Consider the following 20,434-nt stretch of genomic DNA (forward strand, 5'->3'; position numbering starts at 1 on the left):
ATGCTGTTTCTGGTTCGTATGGATGTGAACATCCCCCGAGACCTTCCCGAAGCCCAGGCCAATGAAATCAAGGCCCGCGAAAAGGCCTACTCGCAAGACCTGCAGCGCGATAGCCGCTGGAAGAGCATCTGGCGCGTGGTGGGCGAATACGCCAACTACAGCATCTTCGACGTGTCTTCCAACGACGAGCTGCACCAGCTGCTGCAGGGCCTGCCCCTGTTCCCGTTCATGAAGATTCACGTGACCCCTCTGGCCACGCACCCCTCGGCCATCTGATTCCTGCAGCACCTGCAACAACCCCATAACGAGACAAGACCATGATGACGAAACGGCAGACGCTGGCCTTGCTGGCCTGCGCCCTGGCCTCGGCCACCCTGCCTGCAGCCCGCGCCCAGGCACCTGCTGCCTCCTGGCCCAGCAAGCCCATCCGCTGGGTGGTGCCCTTCCCTCCGGGCGGCGCCATGAACGCCATTGCGCGCACGCTGGGCGAGAAGGCTGGCAAGACGCTGGGCCAGCCCTTCGTCATCGAGAACAAGCCCGGCGCGGGCGGCAACATTGGTGCCGACTTCGTGGCCAAGCAGCCGGGCGATGGCTACACGCTGATGATCACCTCCATCGGCATGGCCACCAACAAGCCGTTGTACGGCAAGCTGAGTTACGACCCCATCAAGGACTTTGCCCCGGTGAGCCTGCTGGCCGTGGTGCCCAACGTGCTGGTGACAAACGCGACCCAGCCCGACGTAAAGACCGCCAAGGACGTGATTGCCGCCGCGCGCAAGGCGCCCGGTAAGCTCACCTACGCCTCGGCTGGCAACGGCACCTCCATCCACCTGGCGGGCGAAGTGTTCACCTCGCTGGCGCAGGTGGACATGCTGCATGTGCCCTACAAGGGAAGCGGCCCGGCCGTGTCCGACCTGCTGGGCGGCCAGGTCAACTATATGTTCGACAGCATCACCTCGGCGCGCCCGCACATTGAATCGGGCAAGCTGCGCGCACTGGGCCTGACGACTGCCAAGCGTTCCAAGTCGCTGCCCAACGTGCCCACGCTGGCCGAAGCGGGTCTGCCCGGCTACGAAGTCTCGCCCTGGTTCGCCGTGTTCATGCCCGCCGCCACGCCCAAGGACATCGTGGCCAAGGTCAACGCCGCCTTGCTCGAAGCCATGAAAGACCCCGATGTGGTCAAGCGCTTTGAAACCATCGGCGCCGAACCCGTGGGCTCCACGCCCGAAGAAATGGCACAGCACCTGGCGCGCGAAAGCGAACGCTGGACCAAGCTGATCCAGGAACGCGGCATCAAGCTCGACTGATTCGCCCTCCCCGCTGCTGGCAGGGCCGCCTGCGCCACGCACCCCCACAGCGGGGTGCCGGTGCGGTGCGCCCGCGCGCCTGTGCACCAGCCGCAGCCTTCGATTTCCTTTTCTGTTCTCTCCCCCCATCATGAAAAAACGCACCCTTGCCCACCTGGCCCTGTCGCTGGCCGCCATCCTCGCGCTGCCCTTGGCTCACGCACAAGCCCCTGCCTTCCCCTCAAAGCCTGTGAGCATCGTTGTGCCTTACGCCCCTGGCGGCCCGGTGGACAACCTCGCTCGCATGCTGGCCACCCGCCTGGGCAAGGAATGGGGTCAGTCGGTGCTGGTGGTCAACAAAACCGGCGCCAACGAAATCATCGGCGCGGAATTCGTGGCCAAGAGCCCCGCTGACGGCTACACACTGTTCGCCGCCACCGAGGCCGCGCTCACCATGAACCCGCACCTGTACAAGAAGCTGCCGTACAACCCCGAGAAGGACTTCACCCCCATCTCGCGCCTCATCAGCGTGCCCATGGTGTTCTTCGTGCCCAAGGCCTCCAAGGCCAACACCTTGAAGGAGTTCATCGAGCTGGCCAAAAACGCCAAGGGCACGCCACTGACTTATGGCTCCTCCGGCGCGGGCGGCATCGTCCACCTGCCCTTGGCGATGTTCGCCAAGCAAGAAGGCCTGGAAATGGTGCACGTGCCCTACAAGGGCGCCGCACCGCTGATTCCGGAAGTCATCTCCGGCCAGATCGACTCTGCCGTGCTGGGCGTGTCGGTGATCGAGCAGCACGTGAAGTCAGGCAAGCTCAAGGCCCTGGCCGTTTCATCAGAAGCACGCAGCCTGGCGCTGCCTGACGTACCTACGTTCAAGGAAGCTGGCGTGAAGGACATTGACGCCGTGTTCAACATCGGCCTCGTCGCCCCTGCTGGTACGCCCGCCGCCATCGTGGAAAAAATCGCCGCTGACGTGCGCCGCATCCTGATGGACCCCGAGTTCCGCAAGACCAACGTGGACGCCTACTCCTACGTGGCCGTGGCTTCCACCCCCGCCGAATACAAGGCCTTCCTGGCCCGCGACCTCAAGGTGCAGGGCGAACGCGTGAAGACCTCTGGCGCAACGCTGGACTGACCGATCGGCACCGCTGCCCCTGCGGCAGCAGCCCCGCAAGCCGCCTCACCAAGGCGGTTTTTTTTTGCCTTAAATGCTACTAATTTCATAGCGGCCTGCGCTTTAACGACGAGAGCTAGAAGGCTAAAGAGGCTCTTCTAGCGAATGCTACTGACACTTTGATTTCCCATGGCCGCCTCCAGCACCAGTGCGGGCTGCAGCCCCCCTGGGGTCTGATCGGTCCAACAACCTGAACCAACCCAGAGACGAATCAAGGTATTTCGTCGCAACACCCTTGAATCGTTGCATCCACCCTCGCAGCCGGCTGACATAGGCATTAACCTTCTGCCCATGCACAGCACCACCGCAAAGACGCTCATCGAACAACTGGCACTGGCCCGCCATCCCGAAGGAGGCTGGTTCAAGGAAACCTACCGCGCCAGCGACAAGCTTGCCGCACAAGCCCTGCCCGCGCGGTTTGGCGGAGACCGGTCTGCTTCCACCGCCATCTACTTCTTGCTGGAGGCGGGCGACATCTCGGCGCTGCACCGCATTCAGTCTGACGAGGTGTGGCACTTTTATGCAGGCTCCACACTGCGCGTGCACGGCATCTTTCCAGATGGCACGTACCAGGAGTGGAAACTCGGCGCCAACCTGGCTGCGGGCGAACACTTCCAGGCCGTGGTGCCTGCGGGCTGCTGGTTTGGCGCAGAGTTGGCCGAAGGCGACTTTGCCCTGGTGGGCTGCACGGTGGCACCCGGTTTTGACTTTGCTGACTTTGAATTGGCGCAAGCGAAGCAGCTTCTTGCCTGCTACCCACAACACGCTGAACTGATCCATCGGCTGACCAGAGCGTGACAACGCTGCTTGGTGCTGGTGCTGGGTAGCAGCGCCTGCCAGGGGAACCCGGCCACTGAAGCCCTCTGCGCCTGAGCGACTGCAGAGCAGCAGACGCCGCAGGGCATCAAAACCGACTGGCCGCCGTCAGGATGACTGTAGCAGCAGCCACCGCAATGGCCTGCAAGCCCACAACCCAGAACCAGATCGGCATGATGCTTCCTCCTGTTGAAAACCGTGAGGATAGGTATCAATCCTCAAGGCATCAGCGGGACGAGTTCCTACGCTGGTGTCAGTCCTGTCTGACAGCGGCGGGCTGCCCCATCACGCGATGGGAGTGGCCCCTGAGCGGGGCTGCTCAAAACTCAAACCAAATAGCTCTGCAGCGCTTATCTGATAAGCGCTAGCAGCTATCACTTTAATAGCATTCAGCACACTTTGCGGCTGCTCAGTAGTGGCAACGCAAAGGCAGATTCTTATGCTGCCGCAGTCTGCTCCGACACCCCTGCCGCTTCGAAGCTCGCCATCTCGCGCAGGATGGCGCAGGCCGAGGGCAGCAGGGGCCAGGCCAGCGCCGCGCCGGAGCCTTCGCCCAGGCGCAAGCCCAGGTCGAGCAACGGCTCGGCCTGCATCTGCGCCAGCATGAGTTGGTGGCCGCGTTCGCCCGAGCGGTGGGCAAACACACAGCGTTGCAGCACATGGGGCTGCAGGCGGCTGGCAACCAGCACGGCGGCGCTGGTGATGAAGCCGTCCACCAGGATCACACGGCGCTCAGCTGCGGCCTGCAGCACGGCACCCACCATGGTGGCGACTTCGTAGCCGCCGAGCGCTGCCAGCGCGTCGAGCGGCGTGGTGGCGGCGGCATTCACGTCCAGCGCCTGTTGCAGCACGGCGCGTTTGCGTTCAATGCCTGCGGCGTCCAGCCCGGTGCCCGCGCCGGTGCATTCGGCCAGTGAGAGGCCGCACAGGCGCGCCAGCAGCAGCGAGGCCACCGAGGTGTTGCCAATGCCCATTTCACCCAGCAGCAGCGCATTGCCCGGCAGGTCGCGCACCAGTTCCATTCCGTTGGTCAGCGCCTGCACGCATTGGTCGGTGCTCATGGCTGGGCCTTGGCTTGCGTCATTCGTGCCGGGGGCCACCTTGCGCAGCAGCAGGCTCGGCTGGCCGGGGGCGGCTTCGCGCGGAGCAATGTCGCGCGCCACGCCGCAGTCCACCACCGTGAGGGCCAGGCCATGCTGGCGCGCCAGCACGCTGACGGCGGCGCCACCGGCGAGGAAGTTCTCCACCATCTGCCAGGTCACGTCGCTCGGAAAGGCCGAGACGCCGCGCGCGGCCAGGCCGTGGTCGCCTGCGAAAACGACCATTTGCGGCTGCTCCAGCCGGGGGGATGCGGTGCCCTGGATCTGGCCCAGGCGCAGCGCAAGCTGCTCCAGGCGGCCCAGCGAACCGAGGGGTTTGGTCTTGTGGTCCAGCTTGTGTTGCAGGGCCTGGGTGAGTTGCGGGTCGGCGATGTCGGCAATCAGGGGCAGGTGGGCATTCATGGCTTTTCAACTTTCAACAGGGAAGCGCGGCCCGCACTCGCAGGCCCGCGCAAATCAACGGCGTTGCGCGTCAAGCAAGGGCGCGGCGGCAAGGTCAGGCGATGGTTTCCCGCCCGCGCTGGGCGGCGGCCTGGTCACGCTGCAAGTGCGCAATGAGCGGCTGTTGGTCGTCGCGCTGGCCCCATTGGTCGAAGTACACCAGGTCTTCGATGGGCAGGCGCGGCAGCCAGCCAGCGGTTTCCAGCTCGGGCTTGGCGTGGAAGTGGCTCACGTAGCCCACGCACAGGTAGGCAATGGGGGTGATGCCCTTGGGAATACCCAGCGCCTCTTGCAGGTCGGCCTGGTGGAAGATGCTGACCCAGCCCACACCCAACCCTTCGGCGCGCGCGGCCAGCCACAGGTTCTGCACGGCGCAGACACTGCTGTACAGGTCCATGGTCTTCATGTGGGTGCGGCCCACCACCACGGGGCCGGTGCGCTCACGGTCGCAGGTGATGCAGATGCCGACGGGCGACTCGATGATGCCTTCGAGCTTGAGCTTTTGGTACGTGGAACGTTTGTCGCCCTCGAACATGCCGGCGGCCTCGGCGTGGGCCTTGGCAAAGGCACCCTGCACGCGGCGCTTGGTGTCTGGCGAACGCACCACGAGAAAGTTCCAGGGCTGCATGAAGCCCACCGAGGGCGCGTGGTGCGCGGCGGTGAGGATGCGGCTGAGCACCTCGTCAGGCACCGGCGTGGGCAAAAACTGCCCGCGCACGTCGCGGCGTGAAAAGATGGCGTGGTAGATGGCGTCGCGCGCTTGTTGCGTGAAGGCGTGCGCGCTGGGCGTGGCTTGCGCCACTGCGCTGGTATTCATGGCAGTCCCCTGTGCGTGAATAGTGGCAGCGCTGCCCGGCCTTGCAGCGCCAAAAATGGCTCAGGCCGGTCTTCTGGCTTGGAGTCATCTGGCCCCCGCACCTTCCCGGCCTTGGCGACCAGTGGCATTCAGCGGGCGGCATCGTCCTTACAGCGTTGGGCACGCGGCGGAGTTGCACCGCCTTCCCGATTCTCCCTTTGCGTCATCGCATTGGGCACCTGAGGGCGGGGATGATAGCAGCCGGTGAACCGCGTATTTCTTACGCGATCAGCGCGTCCAGCACGCCCGGGTCGAAGTGCCGGGCCACCCCATCGGCCAGGCCGTCGAACACGGTATCGAGCGTGGGGGCCTGGGCGCCAAACAGGGCGTGCAGCACGGCGGCGTCCTCGAACAAACCGTGCAGGTACACGCCCAGCACATTGCCCGCCGGGTTCTGCCAGGCAATACCGGGCATGACCTCGCGCGCCACATCACCCTTGGCGGCCATGGCGGGGTGCTGGGCGGTCTGGCCGTGGTGGATTTCGTAGCCGCAGGCAGCCACGCCCGAGAGCGGCGCCCAGGCACCCGTGAGCTGCCCGAAGGCTGCGCTGGTGCGCTGCACGGTCTTGGCAGGCTCGAACACGGTGACCAGGGGCAGCAGGCCCAGGCCGGGAGCGTTGCCGTCGATGCCCTCGGGGTCGATCAGCGCCTCGCCCAGCATCTGCAGGCCGCCGCACACACCCAGCACGGTGCCGCCCTGCCCCGCGTGCGCAGCGATGGACTGGTCCAGCCCCTGCGCGCGCAGCCAGGCCAGGTCGGCGGCGGTGGCTTTGGAGCCGGGCAGCACGATCCAGTCCGTTGGCCGCAGGCCTGCCACATCGGCCGGGCTGCGCACCCATTGCAGGCGCAGGCCGGGCACGTTTTTGAGCGGCTGGAATTCATCGAGGTTGCTGATGCGCGGGTAGGCCACCACGGCCACGGTGGTGTGCACGGCGCCGGGCGTGGTGTGCGGTCGATTGAGCGGCGACGGGCCGCCCCTAGCCGCGAGAGCCCCCTCGGGGGGCAGCGAGGACACGCCAGTGCCGAGCGTGGGGGTCATATCAAACACACCGTCTTCCTCGGGCAGGCCGTGGTGCCACTGCATGGGAATGGTGGCCACGGTGGGCACGCCGGTGCGCTCCTGCAGGTGCTGCGGCGCGGGCGCGAGCAGGCTGGCATCGCCCCGGAACTTGTTGAGCACGAAGCCGTGGATCAGCGCCCGCTCGTCCTCGGGCAGTAGCGCCCAGGTGCCATACAGGTGGGCAAAAGCGCCGCCCCGGTCGATGTCGGTGACCAACAGGCAGCGCGCACCGGCGTGGCGCGCCACGCGCATGTTCACGATGTCGCTGGCGTGCAGGTTGGTCTCGGCGGGCGAACCCGCGCCCTCGATCACTACCACGTCGTTCTCGGCGCGCAGCGCATCAAGCGCGGCGGCAATCTGCGGCCACACCAGTTGGCTGCGGCCGCGCCAGGGCAGCGCGGTGAGCTCGGCGCTCACCTGACCCATCAGCACCACCTGGCTGCGCGTGTCGGCCTCGGGCTTGAGGAGGAGCGGGTTCATGCGCACTTCAGGCACGGCGCGCGCAGCCAAGGCCTGGAAATACTGCGCCGAGCCGATCTCGCCCCAGGCGCCTTCGATGCCTGCCACCCCGCCGCCGGGCCGCCCCAAGGCGGGGTGCGCCCCCTCGGGGGGCAGCGCAGCAGACGCAGTGGCAAGCGTGGGGGCAGCTACCACGCGGGCGTTGTTGCTCATGTTCTGCGCCTTGAACGGCGCCACCTTCAGGCCCAGGTTGCTGTAGTAGCGGCACAGCGCGGTGGTAAGCCAGCTTTTGCCGGCGCCGCTGGTGGTGCCCAGCACCATCACGCAGCGGGCCAGCGGATGGGCGGGCGGAGCAGTCACGGGAGTGTTCATCGGTGCATTCATGTTCGTTCCAAAGGTGCGGCCTACGGGCCTCCAACGTGCATCGCCTGCCACGCAGTCCGCAAGGCATCCTGCGACGCGGGCGGCAGTACACCCAGGCGCACGGCACCAGGCAAGCCAAACGAGGTGCAGTCGCGCAGCTTGATGCCATGTTGGCGCAGCGCGGCCAGCAGGCTGGCTGTTTGCGCGCTGGAGTCACCCGCGCACTGTGCTGTGGGCAAGGTGGCGACAAAGTAGTTGGCCAGGCTGCCGGGCACCACGGACCAGCCCAGTTGGGTACACAGGGCCATTTGCCGGTCTTTCCAGCTGCGCAGGGTAGGCAAGCAGTCTGCCACCCATTGCTGCACGGCCGGTGTGGCCCAGACCTCTAACAAGGCCACGCCATGTGCGCCCACGGGCCAGGATGCCGCCAGGCCTTGCAGCGCCAGCACTGTGCCCTCTGCGCCTGCAGGGGCCACGGCGTAGGCAGCACGCACGCCCGTCAAGCCCAGGGATTTGTTGGGCGACCACAGTTGCCACGCGGATGCAGGTAGCGCCGGATCTGTGCTGTTGACCGCGAGCCGCAGCGGGCGGTAGGCACAGTCCAGCACCCGCACGCTGCCGGGCGGCGTGGGGCCGTGCCATGCAGACAGCACACCGTCCACCGTGCCCAGCGGGCTGGCGGGCTCGCAGGCCCAGTGCAAGGTGGCGGGTGCGGCAGCGTCCGTACCCTCCATGCCCACCAGAGCCTTGGCACTGCGTCGCAACACCGCCAGCCCATGGGCCTGGGCCGCCTGGGCGTAGTCACCGTAGCTGTGGGGCGGCAGCTGCACCTGGGTGCAGCCGTGCAGCCGTGCCCAGGTGGTGATACGGTGGATGAACTCAGACGCGCTACCCGCCACCACGATGCGATCGGGCGTCACACCATGCAGCGCGGCCAGCGCGGCGCGCAGGGCGGTGTAGGCGGGGTCGGGGTAGCGCGTGGCATCGGCCTGCTGCAGTGCATCCAGCACGGCAGGGCATGGGCCGCACGCATTGCTGTTGGTGGAAAAATCATGCACCGGCACGCCCAGCGCGTCCGGGCCACCATGCACGCCCAGCGGGATGGATGGAAGGGTCAGCATGCCTCAACCTCCGGCCATCGCTATTAAAACAAGAGCTGCCAGCGCTGATGGAATAAGCGTCAGAACCACTTTTTCCCCATAAGCTGCAGCGCGCTGCGTGTGCAGCGGGCCCGGCGCATGCCCGCCCGGGTGCAAGGTGTACACCCCCGGCTTGGCCAGCCGCACACCCAGCGCCAGGGCCATGGCGGCCATGGGCCAGCCGCTGTTGGGCGATGGGGTTTTGCGCGCCTCTTTGGCCAGCGCCCGGGCGGGCAAGCCGCCATGCAGTGCGGCCAGCAGCAGCGCGGTGATGCGCGCGGGCAGCCACGAGAGCACATCGTCAGCCCGTGCGGCCCACTTGCCTGCCCATTGCCAGTAGCGCGCGCCCCGACTGCCGGGGTAGCCCCACATGGCATCGGCCGTGTTGGCAAAACGGTAGATGGCCGCACCGGGCAGGCCCAGCAGCACGAACCAGAACACGGGCGCCACCACCGAATCGTTGAGGTTTTCGGCCAGCGATTCGATGGCCGATTCACGCACCTCGGCAGGGGTGAGCTGGCTCACGTCGCGGCTGACCAGGCGGGCCAGTTGTTCGCGCCCCTCGGGCAGCGAGCGGGCCAGCGCCCGTTCCACCGCCAAGACTTCATCGCGCAGCATGCGCCACGCCAGCAGGGGCTTGAGCAGCACTGCCAGCAAGGGAGCCGCCAGCCACCAGGGCGCTTGCTGCAACTGGCTTTGCAGCCACCAGGCCAACGCGCCTGTGGCACCGGCCCCGGTGCACCACGCCAGCGCGCCCAGCCAGAAAGAACGGCGTTTTTGTGCGTGGCGCGGGGGGTCCGCCGTGGTCAGCGGCGCAATGTGCGGCCCGGCCCAGCCCAGGTAGCGCCCCATCCACACCACAGGGTGCAGGCGCACCGGTGGCTCGCCCAGGTACCAATCCACCAGCAAGGCCAAGCCCAGCGCCAGCGCGCACACCAGCGCCCACGCCAGGCCCGGCGTGCCCCCAGCGCTGAGCCAACTACCTGCCATGCGCCCTGCCCTCCTCCACATTCATGCGCCATGCGGTGCGTGCACATGCCCCCACAGTGGCACCCACCACCCAGAACACGCCCGCCACCCCAATGACGGCACCTGCCGTGCCGAACAGCATGGGCATGACCACGCTGGACGCGTTGATGGCCATGAGCCGCAGGCCCAGGGCTTCGCCATGGCGATGCTCGGGCGTGATCTGGTGTAGCAGGCTCATGACCATGGGCTGCACCGAGCCCAGCGCAAAGCCCAGCAGCACCGAGCACAAGCCCATCGCCAGGGCCGATGGCAAGACCGGGTACACCCCGAATAACACGGCCGTGACCACCATGGCGCCCGCCACCACGGCGTGTTCACGCACATGCTTGGCCACCAGCGGCAGCAGCAGCCGCACCACGGCCGCGGCCACAGCGAACGCACCCAGGATGGAACCGATGACCGAGGCCGACAGCCCCCGTTCGTGCCCGATGAGCGGCACCACAAAGGTGTGCACATCCCAGCAGGAAGAGAGCACCCAGTTCACGATGATGAGGCGGCGAAACGCAGGCTCGTTGAGCAGATCCCACGAGCGCTGGGGCGGGCCGCCGGCAGCGGCGATCACGGGCGGCAATTCTTCGGTGTGGCGCACCCAGAACCAGGTGGCTAAAGGCAGCACGGCCAGTAAGGCAAACGCGGCGCGGTACCCCTCGGTGCTGCCCGCAGTGCTGCCCGCGTGGTCAATCATCAGCCCCGCAAAAAATGGCCCGATGAAGTTGGACACCGCCGGGCCAATGGCCAGCCAGCTGAACACCTGGCGCAGCTGGGTGGTGTCATGCGCAGCGCGGCCCACATGGCGTTGCAGCGCAATGATGGCCAAGCCTGTGGCACCGCCCGTCATCAGAGCCGACAGGCACATCACCGAAAACACCGGAAAAATCAGCGAAAGTCCTGCCCCCGCACACGCCATGACCACCGCAATGCCCACGGGGCGCTTGAGGCCATGCCGGTCTGCGTAACGCCCCGCAGGCAGCGCCAGAAACACCTGCGTGAGCGCAAACAGCGCCAGCAGCACCCCCACGGCAGCGGCGCTGTAGCCCTCGCGCAGCGCCAGCAGCGGCGTGGCCATGCGCATGCCCGTCATGCAGGCGTGCAGAAAAATCTGCCCGGCAATCAGGCGGGCCAGCGCCATGTTCACGGGGCGTCGTCCTCCAGGCCCAGCAGCGATGCCGTGGCGCCAGGTACTGCGGAAGACGTTGCGGCGTCGGGCGCGGGCAGCTCCTGCACATCGCGCAGCTTGCGCTGGATGGCGCGGGTGCGCACGCCCACCTCGTCAAACTTCTTGGCGGCGGCGTCGATGGACTTCTTGGTAGCCTCCACCACATCACCAAACTTGACAAACTCGGTCTTGACCACGCCCAGCAGGCTCCACACCTCGGACGAGCGCTTTTCAATCGCCAGCGTCTTGAAGCCCATTTGCAGGCTGTTGAGCATGGCGGCCAGGTTGGCGGGGCCGGTAATCATCACGCGGCAGTCGTTCTGCACGGCTTCGACCAGGCCGGGGCGGCGCATGACTTCGGCAAACAGGCCTTCGGTGGGCAGGTAGAGCACCGCAAAGTCGGTGGTGTGCGGCGGCGAGACGTACTTGGCGAAGATCTTTTTCGCCTCGAGCTTGATGGAGCTTTCAAACGCATTGCCTGCCGACTGGATGGCCGCCTTGTCTGCCGCGTCTTGCGCATCTAGCAGGCGCTGGTATTGCTCCACGGGATATTTGGAGTCGATGGGCAGCCACACGGGCTCTTCTTCGCGCTTGCCTGGCAGGCGGATGGCAAATTCCACCAGCTCGTCGCTGCCCGGCACGGTCTTGACGTTGCGTGCGTACTGGTCGGGCGTGAGCACGTTGTCGATGATGGCGCCCAGCTGCATTTCGCCCCACGTGCCGCGCGTCTTCACGTTGGTCATCACGCGCTTCAGGTCGCCCACGCTGCCCGCCAGGGTCTGCATCTCGCCCAGGCCCTTGTGCACCTGTTCGAGCCGGTCGCTGACGAGTTTGAAAGATTCGCCCAGGCGCTGCTCGAGCGTGGCGTGCAGCTTTTCGTCCACCGTGCGGCGCATTTCTTCCAGCTTGGTGGCGTTGTCGGCCTGGATGGCGGCAAGGCGTTCGTTGAGCGCGGTGCGCAGTTGCTCAGCGTTTTGCTGGCTGCCCTGCACCATGCCCACCAGTTGCTGCGAGACGGCGTCCTGCAGCACCGAGAACTGGTTCTTGATCTGAAAGCCATTGGCTTCGAGCTGGTCTTTGAGCGCGGTGGACATGGCGCCCAGTTGCGTCTGGATGTCGCCCTTGAGCGAATCGAGCGTGAGCCGCGTGGCGGCCTGCAGGGCCTCAAAGCGCTCTTGAATGCGCTTTTCAAACAGCGCTGTGCTCTCGGCCATGGTCTCGCGGGACTTGACGCTTTCGGCGGCCAAAGCCGTCGTGGTGGTGGTCAGCTCGGCGCGAAAGCCGGTGAGCGTGTCTGACAGCTCCTTGCGCGCAACCGCTGCATCGGCCTGCCCTTGCGCCAGGTGGGCCAGCAGCGCCTTACTGCTTTCTTCCAGGCGGCTGGCCACGGCCAGTTGCAGGGCGTCAAAGCGCTGGGCCAGGGCGGCGTCTTGTGCGGCCTGGCGCTGGGTCAAGGCACTGTCAAACGCCGTGAAGCGTTGCTCCAGACGGCCCTCAAACCCGGTGAAGGCGCTGAGCAGCTCGGCGCGGCCATTGCGCGATTCGGCCACGGCCTGCGCCAGGCGCTCGTCTACCGCGCCGCGCAGGCCTTCCAGCATGGTCTGCGTGGTTTGTGTAAAGCCGCGCAGTTGCTGGCCCATGCCGTCCATCGCGCCATCGTTTTTGGCCACGGCAAGCTGGGTGGCTTGCGCGGTTTGCTCCAGCGCCTGCAGGCGGGCCAGCCACTCGGGCGGCAGATCGACCCGCGGGCGGCGCAGCAGGATCAGCACGAGCAAAACCAGCACCAGGGCCACAGCGGCCAGCAAAACGAGGGTATCGGTAGTCAAGGCAGGTTACTATGTTTTTAATAGCTGCCAGCGCTTGATGCATAAGCACTGGAGGCCAATTTCACTCAAAACAGCTCAGGCACGCAAGCCGGGCACGGGCTGGTTGACGGGGGTGAGCGGGCCACGCCCGCCCAGGAACGCGATCAGGTTGTCTGCCGCCAGGTTGGCCATGGCGCGGCGCGTGGGCACTGTGGCGCTGGCGATGTGCGGGGTGAGCACCACGTTGGGCACGGTGAGCAGATCGGGGTGTACCTTGGGCTCACCCTCAAACACATCCAGGCCCGCTGCGGCAATGCGCTGCTCACGCAACGCCACGGCTAGCGCCGCATCGTCCACGATGCCGCCGCGCGCAATGTTGATGAGGGTGGCCGTGGGCTTCATCAGCGCCAGCTCGGCCGCGCCAATGGTGTGGTGCGATGCCGCGCTGTAGGGCACCACCAGCATCACGTGGTCTGCCGTGCGCAGCAGCTCTTCCTTGCCCACGTAGGTGGCCTTGCATTCGGCCTCCAACGCGGGGGCGAGGCGTGAGCGGTTGTGGTAGATCACCTTCATGCCAAAACCGTGCGCGCCGCGCTTGGCAATGCCCTGCCCGATGCGCCCCATGCCGATGACGCCCAGCGTGCTGCCGTGGATGTCGCTGCCCGCAAACATGTCGTAGCTCCACTTGGTCCACTTTCCGGCGCGCAGGTAATGCTCGCTCTCGGTCATGCGGCGGGCCGTGGCCATGAGCAATGCAAAGCCGAAGTCGGCCGTGGTCTCGGTCAGCACATCGGGCGTGTTGGTGCCCTGCACGCCGGCGGCGGTCATGGCGTCCACATCAAAGTTGTTGTAGCCCACGGCCATGTTGGCGCAGATTTTGAGGCGTGGCGCGGCGGCCAGCAGCGCGGCATCCACACGCTGGCTGCCAGTGGTGAGCACACCGTCCTTGTCGGCCAGGCGCTCGGCCAGCTCTTGCGGCGACCAGATGGCGTCATGCGGGTTGTCTTCCACGTCGAAATGCTCGCGCAGACGGTCCACGATGTCAGGGAAGATCGCACGGGCGACCAGGATGCGGGGTTTGCTCATATTCAATCTCCCGGTCACCGGAACCAGATGAACGTCATCACGATGAACAGCGGCACCAGAATGCCGCCCGACCACAGCATGTAGCCGAAGAAGCTGGGCATCTTCACGCCTCGGTCTTCCGCAATGGCCTTGACCATGAGGTTGGGTGCATTGCCGATATAGGTGTTGGCGCCCATGAACACGGCCCCGGCCGAAATGGCGGCCAGCGTGGGCGCCAGGGTCGTCATCAGCACGGCAGGGTCGCCACCGGCGGTGTTGAAGAACACGAGGTAGGTGGGCGCGTTGTCGAGGAACGAGCTGAGCGCGCCTGTGGCCCAGAAGTACATGGCCGGGTCGGGCGAACCATCGGGCCGCGTGACGGCCGCCACGATGGCGCCGAAGGGGCCGTTGACGCCGGCCTTGAGCATGGCGATGACGGGGATGATGGTGAGGAAGATGCCCGCAAACAGCTTGGCCACTTCCTGCATGGGCCCCCAGCCGAACTGGTTGTCCTCATGCACCTGCTTGGGCGTGAGCCACAGCGACGCAAAAGTCACCAGGATCAGGCCCACATCGCGCACGATGCCGGGCAGGCCCACTTCGGTGCCCGCAATGTTGAACACCACCGGCGACTTCCAGAAACCGCTGAGCAGCACCAGCCCCACCACCGCGCCCAGCAGCGCAAAGTTGACCTTGCCGTCAAAGCCAATCGAGCGGCTGTCGGGCGTGGGGTCGGCCTTGAGCACCTCTTCGCGGCGGCGGTAGTACCAGCTGTCGAGCACGAAGAAGATGGCCAGCAGCGCGCCGATGAGGAACAGGGTTTCGGGGAAGATGTGGCGCACCGTCCAGAAGAAGTCCACGCCCTTCAGGAAACCCAGGAACAGTGGCGGATCGCCCAGCGGCGTGAGCGAGCCCCCGGCGTTGGAGACGATGAAGATGAAGAACACCACCACATGGGCCACATGCTTGCGGTTGTCGTTGGCGCGGATCAGCGGGCGAATGAGCAGCATGGACGCGCCCGTGGTGCCCATGAAGCTGGCCAGCACTGCACCAATCGCCAGGATGGCTGTGTTGAGCCCCGGGCTGCCGTGCAGGTTGCCCCGAATGAAGATGCCGCCCGCCACAGTGAACAGCGCGGTGAGCAGGATCACGAACGGGATGTATTCGGCCAGCAGCGCATGCACCAGGCTCACGCCCGCCACCGCGGGCCCGAAGGTGATGGCAAAGGGCAGCAGAAACGCCAGGCCCCAGGCCGCAGCCACCTTGCCAAAGTGGTGGTGCCAGAAGATGGGGGCCAAGAGCGGCATGAGCGCAATCGACAGCAGGATGCCCGCGAACGGCACACCCCACAGCACCGAGAGCGTGCTGCCATCGATGTCGGCAGCCATGCACAGGCCAGGCAACAGGGCCCCGGCAGCGGCCACCCAAGGCGCAGCGCGGCGAGAAATTTTCATAGTGTTGTCTCCATCAATGCGTTATGTCATCGGGCAGGCCCCGGCGCGTTGCGCTGCGGGGCAAAAAATCACTGGGGTTTCACTGGGGTGCAGGGATATCGAACACCTGGCGCAGGTAGGCCAGGTATTTTTCGTCGTCGCACATGCCCTTGCCGGGGGTGTCTGACAGCTTGGCCACCGGCTGGCCGTTGCAGCGGGTCATCTTGATGACGACCTGCAACGGCTCGTGCGCGGGCGGGTCGCCCAGGTCGTTGGTGAGGTTGGTGCCAATGCCAAAGGCCAGTTGGCAGCGCCCACGGAACTGGTTGTACAGCTCGATGATGCGCGGAATGGTGAGCCCGTCGCTGAAGATCAGGGTCTTGGTGAGCGGGTCCACGCGGTTGGTGCGGTAATGCTCCAGCAAGCGCTCGCCCCAGGCAAAGGGGTCGCCGCTGTCGTGGCGTGCGCCATCGAACAGCTTGCAGAAATACAGGTCGAAGTCGCGCAGGAAGGCGCTCATGCCGTACACGTCCGACAGCGCAATGCCCAGGTCACCCCTGTATTCCTTGGCCCACATTTCAAAACCGAACACCTGGCTGTCGCGCAAGCGCGGGCCCAGGGCCTGGCAAGCCTGCAGATATTCATGGGCCATCGTGCCCAGGGGCGTCACACCCAGCTTCATGGCGTACAGCACATTGCTGGTGCCCGCAAACTGCCCCGGCCCTTGCGGCGAGCCGGGGCGGCGGTCGCCCGTACCCAGGCGGGCCACCAGCACGCGCAGCACTTCTTCATGCCAGGCACGGGAAAAGCGGCGGCGGGTGCCGTAGTCGGCAATTTTCAGATCGCCCAGGCCATCGGCCTGCAGGGCGGCAATCTTGGCGTCCAGCCGACGGCGGCCTTCGGGGAAGTCGGGCACCTTTTGCGTGTTGCGGAAGTACACCTCGTTGATGATCGCCAGCACCGGAATCTCGAACAAGATGGTGTGCAGCCAGGGCCCACGGATAACGATCTCGATCTCGCCCGAGGGCTGGGGGGTGATGGTGATGTACTTTTCGTTGAGCCGGAACAGCCCCAGAAAATCCACAAAATCGCTCTTGATGAACCGCAGCGAGCGCAGGTAAGCCAGTTCGGCATCTTGAAACTGCAGGCTGCACAGCGAGCGTATCTCGTCCCGGATCTCGCCCACAAACGGCGCCAGTTGCACGCCAGGGTTGCGGCACTTGAAGCGGTATTCGACCTGGGCACTCGGAAACTGGTGCAGCACCACTTGCATCATGGTGAACTTGTACAGGTCGGTATCGAGCAGGCTGGTGATGATCATGGACGGTGCGGAGCCCTTGCAAAAGCCCCGAAGTACGGCACGGCACGTGCGCTCAGGAACGAAGCCCCAAAGTGTAGCCCTTGCAGAACAACCGACATGGCTGCAGGCCAGCATTTGCCTGACGACTTTCACCGCCGCGCCGCCAGCGAGAACCTCAAGCAAAAACTGCCTCTAGCGCTTATCTGGCAAGCGCTGGCAGCTATGCTTTTTGATGTTTATTGGGCGGGAACCAGCAGTTTTTCCAGCACCGCCCGCAGGGGCGCGGGCACCGGGACCGGGCGGCGGGTGTCACGGTCAACGTACACGTGCACAAAATGGCCGGCCGCCGCAGTCATCGCCTCGCCTTGCGCAAACAGCCCTACTTCGTAACGCACGCTGGAGCCACCGAGCTTCGCTACCCGAATGCCAGCCTCCACCGTCTGCGGAAAGGCCAGCGGTGCAAAGTAGTTGCACTGGGTTTCGATCACCAGCCCAATCGTGCCGCCCGCGTGGATGTCGAGCACACCCTGCTCAATTAAATGGGCGTTCACGGCGGTGTCGAACCAGCTGTAGTACACGACGTTGTTTACATGGCCGTACACATCGTTGTCGGCCCAGCGGGTGCTGATGGAGCGGAAGGCCCGGTAGGCGCTGCGCGGCTGTGGTGCGGGGCGGGCTGGCGCCTGGCTGGGCGCGGCAGAGGAAGGGGTTGGCGTGCTCATGGCGCTGCATTCTGCCAGCGGCTGTGGTATTGCAGTGCCACGCGCCAGGTGTTCAGTTGGGCTTGCACGGTCGTGGCGATGTCATGCCCATATCCTCCGGCCATGGAAAACGCCAGCGGCACCCGCCGCTGCCACGCCCAGTCGAACACCCTGCGGTCCCGTGCTTCCAGCCCGTCGTAGCTCAAGGCCAGGCGCCCCAGCCGGTCGCCTTCGTGCGGGTCGGCGCCCGCCAGGTACAGCACCAGGCCGGGCTCGAAGCGCTGCTCCAGAGTCTGCAGTGCATGTTCCAGCGCATCCAGGTATTGCGCGTCGCCACATCCATCCGGCAGCGGCACATCCAGGTCGCTGTCTTCCTTGCGGAACGGAAAGTTGCGCTCGCCGTGCAATGACAGGGTGAACACACTGGCATCGCCTTGAAAGATGTGCGCAGTGCCATTGCCCTGGTGCACGTCCAGATCAATCACGGCCACCTGCAAGGGCTGCGCGCGACCTGGGTGGGCCTGGGCCCATTCCGCCTGCATGCAACGCGCCGCCACTGCCACATCGTTGAACACGCAAAAGCCACTGCCTTTGCCGGCATAGGCATGGTGTGTTCCCCCCGCCAGGTTGCCTGCCAGGCCGTGGCGCAGGGCCGAGCGGGCCGCAGCCAGCGTAGCCCCCACCGAGCGGCGCGCGCGCTCGGCCATGGCCTCACTCCAGGGGAAACCGATTTCCCGCTGCGCAGCGGGCTCCAGCGTGCCCTGGGCAATGGCGGCGATGTATTCAGGCGAATGCACGCGCGCCAAATCCTCGTCTTCTGCCGTGGGCGCTATATGCAGACGGGTTTCAGGCAACTCCTCGGCAATGCGGTCGCGCAACAGGCGGTACTTCGCCATGGGAAAGCGATGCCCCTCGGGCAACGGCAGCACAAATTCATCGGCGTAATAGGCATCCATGATGTGATTGTGGCAACTCGGGCATTTCCTGGAGGGTTGCCTCTAATTTGCTGCATTGCAACAAAAAACACTTGCAATCACACCATAGCTGCCTAAAATTCAACCCATGCTGCACTGCAACATGATTCATGCGAATCACAACGTCAGCGCAGATGTCTGTAAGTACCCGGTCTTTCGAGACCCACCTTTTTAGGAGATATCACATGACGCTGACCGCAGAACAAATCCTGGCATCCCACAAAGCCAACATCGAAACCCTGTTCGGCCTGACCACCAAGGCATTCGAAGGCGTGGAAAAGCTGGTCGAATTGAACGTGACCGCTTCACGTGCAGCCCTGACTGAAGCCGCCAGCCACACACAAGCCGTGCTGGGCGTGAAGGACGCGCAAGAGCTGCTGGCCCTGCAAGCCAGCCTGTTCCAGCCCCTGGCGGAAAAGACTGCCGCTTACAGCCGCCACCTGTACGACATCGCCTCGGGCACCGGCGCTGAATTCGGCAAGGCTTTCGAAGCCAAGACCGCTGACGCACAAAAGGCCTTCACCAACTTGGTGGACAGCGCTGCAAAGAACGCTCCTGCCGGCTCCGAAACCGCTGTCGCCATGATGAAGAGCGCCGTCTCTGCTGCCAACAACGCTTTTGAATCGGTCCAGAAGGCCGTCAAGCAAGCCAGCGACATGGCCGAAGCCAACTTCAACGCCGTGACCAACACCGCCGTGAACGCAGCCAAGACAGCTGCACCACGCAAGCGCTAAGCACGCCCAGAAATCGGCAGACCTCCGCCGGTTTCACTCCAGTTGTCTCCTTGGATCCTCTCGAAACACGGGTTTCACGGATCCACTTCAAGCCCGGCTCTGCCGTAATGCCAGTTAGTTAAGCCCGCAGGCGGCTTGATCCAGTAAAAAGGGAGCGTGTTCAACACGTTCCCTTTTTTCTTGATGAGCCTGCTTGCAAACGCCTTGCGCCAGACCCTGCCCCGAGTACCTGATCGCCTCGAGCAGCTCAGCGCGTTGATAGACCCTGCCTGGATCGCACAGGCGCTGGGGACCAGCGGCAAGGCCTCCATCCGCCGGCGCAAGCTGCCTGCCGAACATGCCGTGTGGCTTGTGATCGGACTGGCGCTGTTTCGCGACCGGCCACTGTGGCAGGTGGTGCAGCAGCTGGATTTGAGCCTGGATGGACAAGCGCCGCCTGCACCGAGTGTCAGCGTGCAAGCCCGCCAGCGCCTGGGCGAGGAGCCTCTGGCCGAGCTGTTCGCTCTACTGACCCAAGCCTGGAGCCGTCCTGCGGTGAATGTGCGCCAGCCACTGCGCGTACTGGCTGTGGATGGTGTGGTCTGGTCGGCGCCGGACACCCCTGAGAATCGAGTCGAACTGGGCAGCTGCAGCAACCAGCATGGCCTCTCGCCCTGGCCGCAGATCCGCGCCACTTGCCTGATGGACACACACAGCCACGAGATGCTTGATGCCAAGCTCGGCGCCATGGACTGCGGCGAATTGAGCCTGGCAGCGCAGTTGCGCGGCGAGGATCACTCGGTGACCCTGTTCGACCGGGCGTACTTCTCGGCCGCGTTCCTGTTGGACTGGCAGGCTGCGGGTACGCAGCGCCACTGGTTGATGCGCGCGCGGGACAATCTGCGCCATGAGATCGTCCAGCAACTGGCGTGCGGCGATGCGCTGATCCGCATGCCGGTGTCCCCACAAGCGCGCAAGGCACACCCGCATCTGCCCAGCCACTGGCAGGCACGCCTGATCGAGGTGAGCGTGGGTGGACGGCTGCGCCGCTTCATCACATCCTTGCCGTGTCCCCGCACGCATCCTGCGCAGGAGCTGGCCGAGCTCTACCACCAGCGCTGGGAGATCGAGTTGGGGTTCCGGGAGATCAAGCAGACCCTGCAGGAGGGTGAGCCGGTGCTGCGCAGCAAGCAGCCCGCGCTGGTGCGCCAGGAGCTGTGGGGCGTGCTGATCGCCTACACGCTGCTGCGCCGCTGGATGCGCGAGATGGCAGCGCACGTCCAAGTCGAGCCCCAGCGCATCAGCTTCCATACGGCCAGCTACGCCATCGTGAACTTGCTGGCGGTCCCCAGCCTGGACTCTGCCGGCACCTTGCCCAAGCAGTTGGCAGCCCTGTTGGCGCAATCGCGACACTTCGTGCTGCGGCCACGCCGCACTGGGCGCAGCTTCCCAAGGGTCGTCAAAAAACGCGCTTCCAAATTCCCAACGAAAAAATGCCAGTCAGCTCTTAACTGACTGGCATTGGGCTCTGCCGGGCTTTTTTTGTTTCAGGGACGGGGCG

Annotated in this window: 18 protein-coding genes, 1 pseudogene and 1 riboswitch; of the genes and pseudogenes, 6 read left to right on the top strand and 13 right to left on the bottom strand. The window is 65.3% G+C overall.

What is annotated here, in order from left to right; genetic code table 11:
- The 3 genes from catC (at position 1) to PQV96_RS10480 (ending at position 2,424) form a co-directional block, all read left to right on the top strand.
- A complete protein-coding gene (gene catC, locus PQV96_RS10470) occupies positions 1-276 on the top strand; it encodes a muconolactone Delta-isomerase (RefSeq protein ID WP_273625202.1) in 276 nt (91 codons plus the stop codon).
- Positions 277-317: 41 nt separating this feature from the next.
- Positions 318-1,307, top strand: coding sequence for a tripartite tricarboxylate transporter substrate binding protein (locus PQV96_RS10475; protein ID WP_370541213.1), 990 nt, complete (start codon positions 318-320; stop codon positions 1,305-1,307).
- Between the two features lie 130 nt (positions 1,308-1,437).
- A complete protein-coding gene (locus PQV96_RS10480; protein ID WP_273625203.1) occupies positions 1,438-2,424 on the top strand; it encodes a Bug family tripartite tricarboxylate transporter substrate binding protein in 987 nt (328 codons plus the stop codon).
- A gap of 137 nt (positions 2,425-2,561) precedes the next feature.
- Here the strand turns inward: PQV96_RS10480 and PQV96_RS10485 are convergent.
- A pseudogene (locus tag PQV96_RS10485) lies at positions 2,562-2,766 on the bottom strand (IS1595-like element ISAte2 family transposase); the annotation flags it as partial.
- Between PQV96_RS10485 and PQV96_RS10490 the strand changes: the two are divergent.
- Positions 2,755-3,261, top strand: coding sequence for a cupin domain-containing protein (locus PQV96_RS10490; protein ID WP_142080918.1), 507 nt, complete (start codon positions 2,755-2,757; stop codon positions 3,259-3,261). The pseudogene PQV96_RS10485 and the gene PQV96_RS10490 sit on opposite strands and share 12 nt — an antisense overlap.
- A gap of 455 nt (positions 3,262-3,716) precedes the next feature.
- Here PQV96_RS10490 and cobT read toward each other — a convergent pair whose 3' ends face one another.
- The 12 genes from cobT to PQV96_RS10550 form a co-directional block, all read right to left on the bottom strand.
- Positions 3,717-4,781, bottom strand: a complete 1,065-nt coding sequence (gene cobT, locus PQV96_RS10495) for a nicotinate-nucleotide--dimethylbenzimidazole phosphoribosyltransferase (RefSeq protein ID WP_142080920.1) — start codon at positions 4,779-4,781, stop codon at positions 3,717-3,719.
- A 94-nt stretch (positions 4,782-4,875) separates the two neighbouring features.
- Entirely contained in the window at positions 4,876-5,637 is a 762-nt protein-coding gene (gene bluB, locus PQV96_RS10500) for a 5,6-dimethylbenzimidazole synthase (protein WP_142080921.1), read from the bottom strand.
- A gap of 46 nt (positions 5,638-5,683) precedes the next feature.
- Positions 5,684-5,874, bottom strand: a riboswitch (cobalamin riboswitch).
- Positions 5,875-5,896: 22 nt separating this feature from the next.
- Positions 5,897-7,516 carry a cobyric acid synthase gene (locus tag PQV96_RS10505; protein WP_142082463.1) on the bottom strand — a complete coding sequence of 540 codons (1,620 nt, stop codon included), beginning with the start codon at positions 7,514-7,516 and terminating at the stop codon, positions 5,897-5,899.
- An 83-nt stretch (positions 7,517-7,599) separates the two neighbouring features.
- A complete protein-coding gene (locus tag PQV96_RS10510; protein ID WP_142080924.1) occupies positions 7,600-8,679 on the bottom strand; it encodes an aminotransferase class I/II-fold pyridoxal phosphate-dependent enzyme in 1,080 nt (359 codons plus the stop codon).
- Between the two features lie 3 nt (positions 8,680-8,682).
- Positions 8,683-9,687 (bottom strand): adenosylcobinamide-phosphate synthase CbiB, encoded by a 1,005-nt coding sequence (gene cbiB / locus PQV96_RS10515; protein WP_142080926.1) that lies wholly within the window; start codon positions 9,685-9,687, stop codon positions 8,683-8,685.
- Positions 9,677-10,861 (bottom strand): MFS transporter, encoded by a 1,185-nt coding sequence (locus tag PQV96_RS10520; protein ID WP_067513071.1) that lies wholly within the window; start codon positions 10,859-10,861, stop codon positions 9,677-9,679. Before PQV96_RS10520 ends, cbiB begins: the two co-directional genes overlap by 11 nt.
- Complete coding sequence (locus tag PQV96_RS10525) at positions 10,858-12,708, bottom strand: DNA recombination protein RmuC (protein WP_273625204.1); 1,851 nt, start codon at positions 12,706-12,708, stop codon at positions 10,858-10,860. The genes PQV96_RS10520 and PQV96_RS10525 overlap by 4 nt, the downstream gene beginning before the upstream one ends.
- A gap of 75 nt (positions 12,709-12,783) precedes the next feature.
- Positions 12,784-13,773, bottom strand: coding sequence for a 2-hydroxyacid dehydrogenase (locus PQV96_RS10530; protein WP_273625205.1), 990 nt, complete (start codon positions 13,771-13,773; stop codon positions 12,784-12,786).
- Between the two features lie 14 nt (positions 13,774-13,787).
- Positions 13,788-15,206: a sodium:proton antiporter gene (locus tag PQV96_RS10535; RefSeq protein WP_420482198.1), complete on the bottom strand. Its 1,419-nt coding sequence runs from the start codon at positions 15,204-15,206 to the stop codon at positions 13,788-13,790.
- 79 nt (positions 15,207-15,285) lie between these two features.
- Positions 15,286-16,506: a nicotinate phosphoribosyltransferase gene (pncB, locus tag PQV96_RS10540; RefSeq protein WP_142080932.1), complete on the bottom strand. Its 1,221-nt coding sequence runs from the start codon at positions 16,504-16,506 to the stop codon at positions 15,286-15,288.
- A gap of 215 nt (positions 16,507-16,721) precedes the next feature.
- The gene (locus tag PQV96_RS10545; protein WP_066695747.1) at positions 16,722-17,207 is read right to left on the bottom strand and encodes an acyl-CoA thioesterase; all 486 of its coding nucleotides are present in this window, start codon (positions 17,205-17,207) and stop codon (positions 16,722-16,724) included.
- The gene (locus PQV96_RS10550; RefSeq protein ID WP_142080934.1) at positions 17,204-18,142 is read right to left on the bottom strand and encodes a histone deacetylase family protein; all 939 of its coding nucleotides are present in this window, start codon (positions 18,140-18,142) and stop codon (positions 17,204-17,206) included. Before PQV96_RS10550 ends, PQV96_RS10545 begins: the two co-directional genes overlap by 4 nt.
- Positions 18,143-18,345: 203 nt before the next feature.
- Between PQV96_RS10550 and PQV96_RS10555 the strand changes: the two genes are divergently transcribed.
- Positions 18,346-18,894, top strand: coding sequence for a phasin family protein (locus PQV96_RS10555; RefSeq protein WP_066695745.1), 549 nt, complete (start codon positions 18,346-18,348; stop codon positions 18,892-18,894).
- Between the two features lie 183 nt (positions 18,895-19,077).
- Positions 19,078-20,388, top strand: coding sequence for an IS4 family transposase (locus tag PQV96_RS10560; RefSeq protein ID WP_273625206.1), 1,311 nt, complete (start codon positions 19,078-19,080; stop codon positions 20,386-20,388).
- The last annotated feature ends 46 nt before the right edge of the window (positions 20,389-20,434 follow it).

The organism is Acidovorax temperans, assembly GCF_028596105.1.
Lineage (GTDB): Bacteria > Pseudomonadota > Gammaproteobacteria > Burkholderiales > Burkholderiaceae_C > Acidovorax > Acidovorax temperans.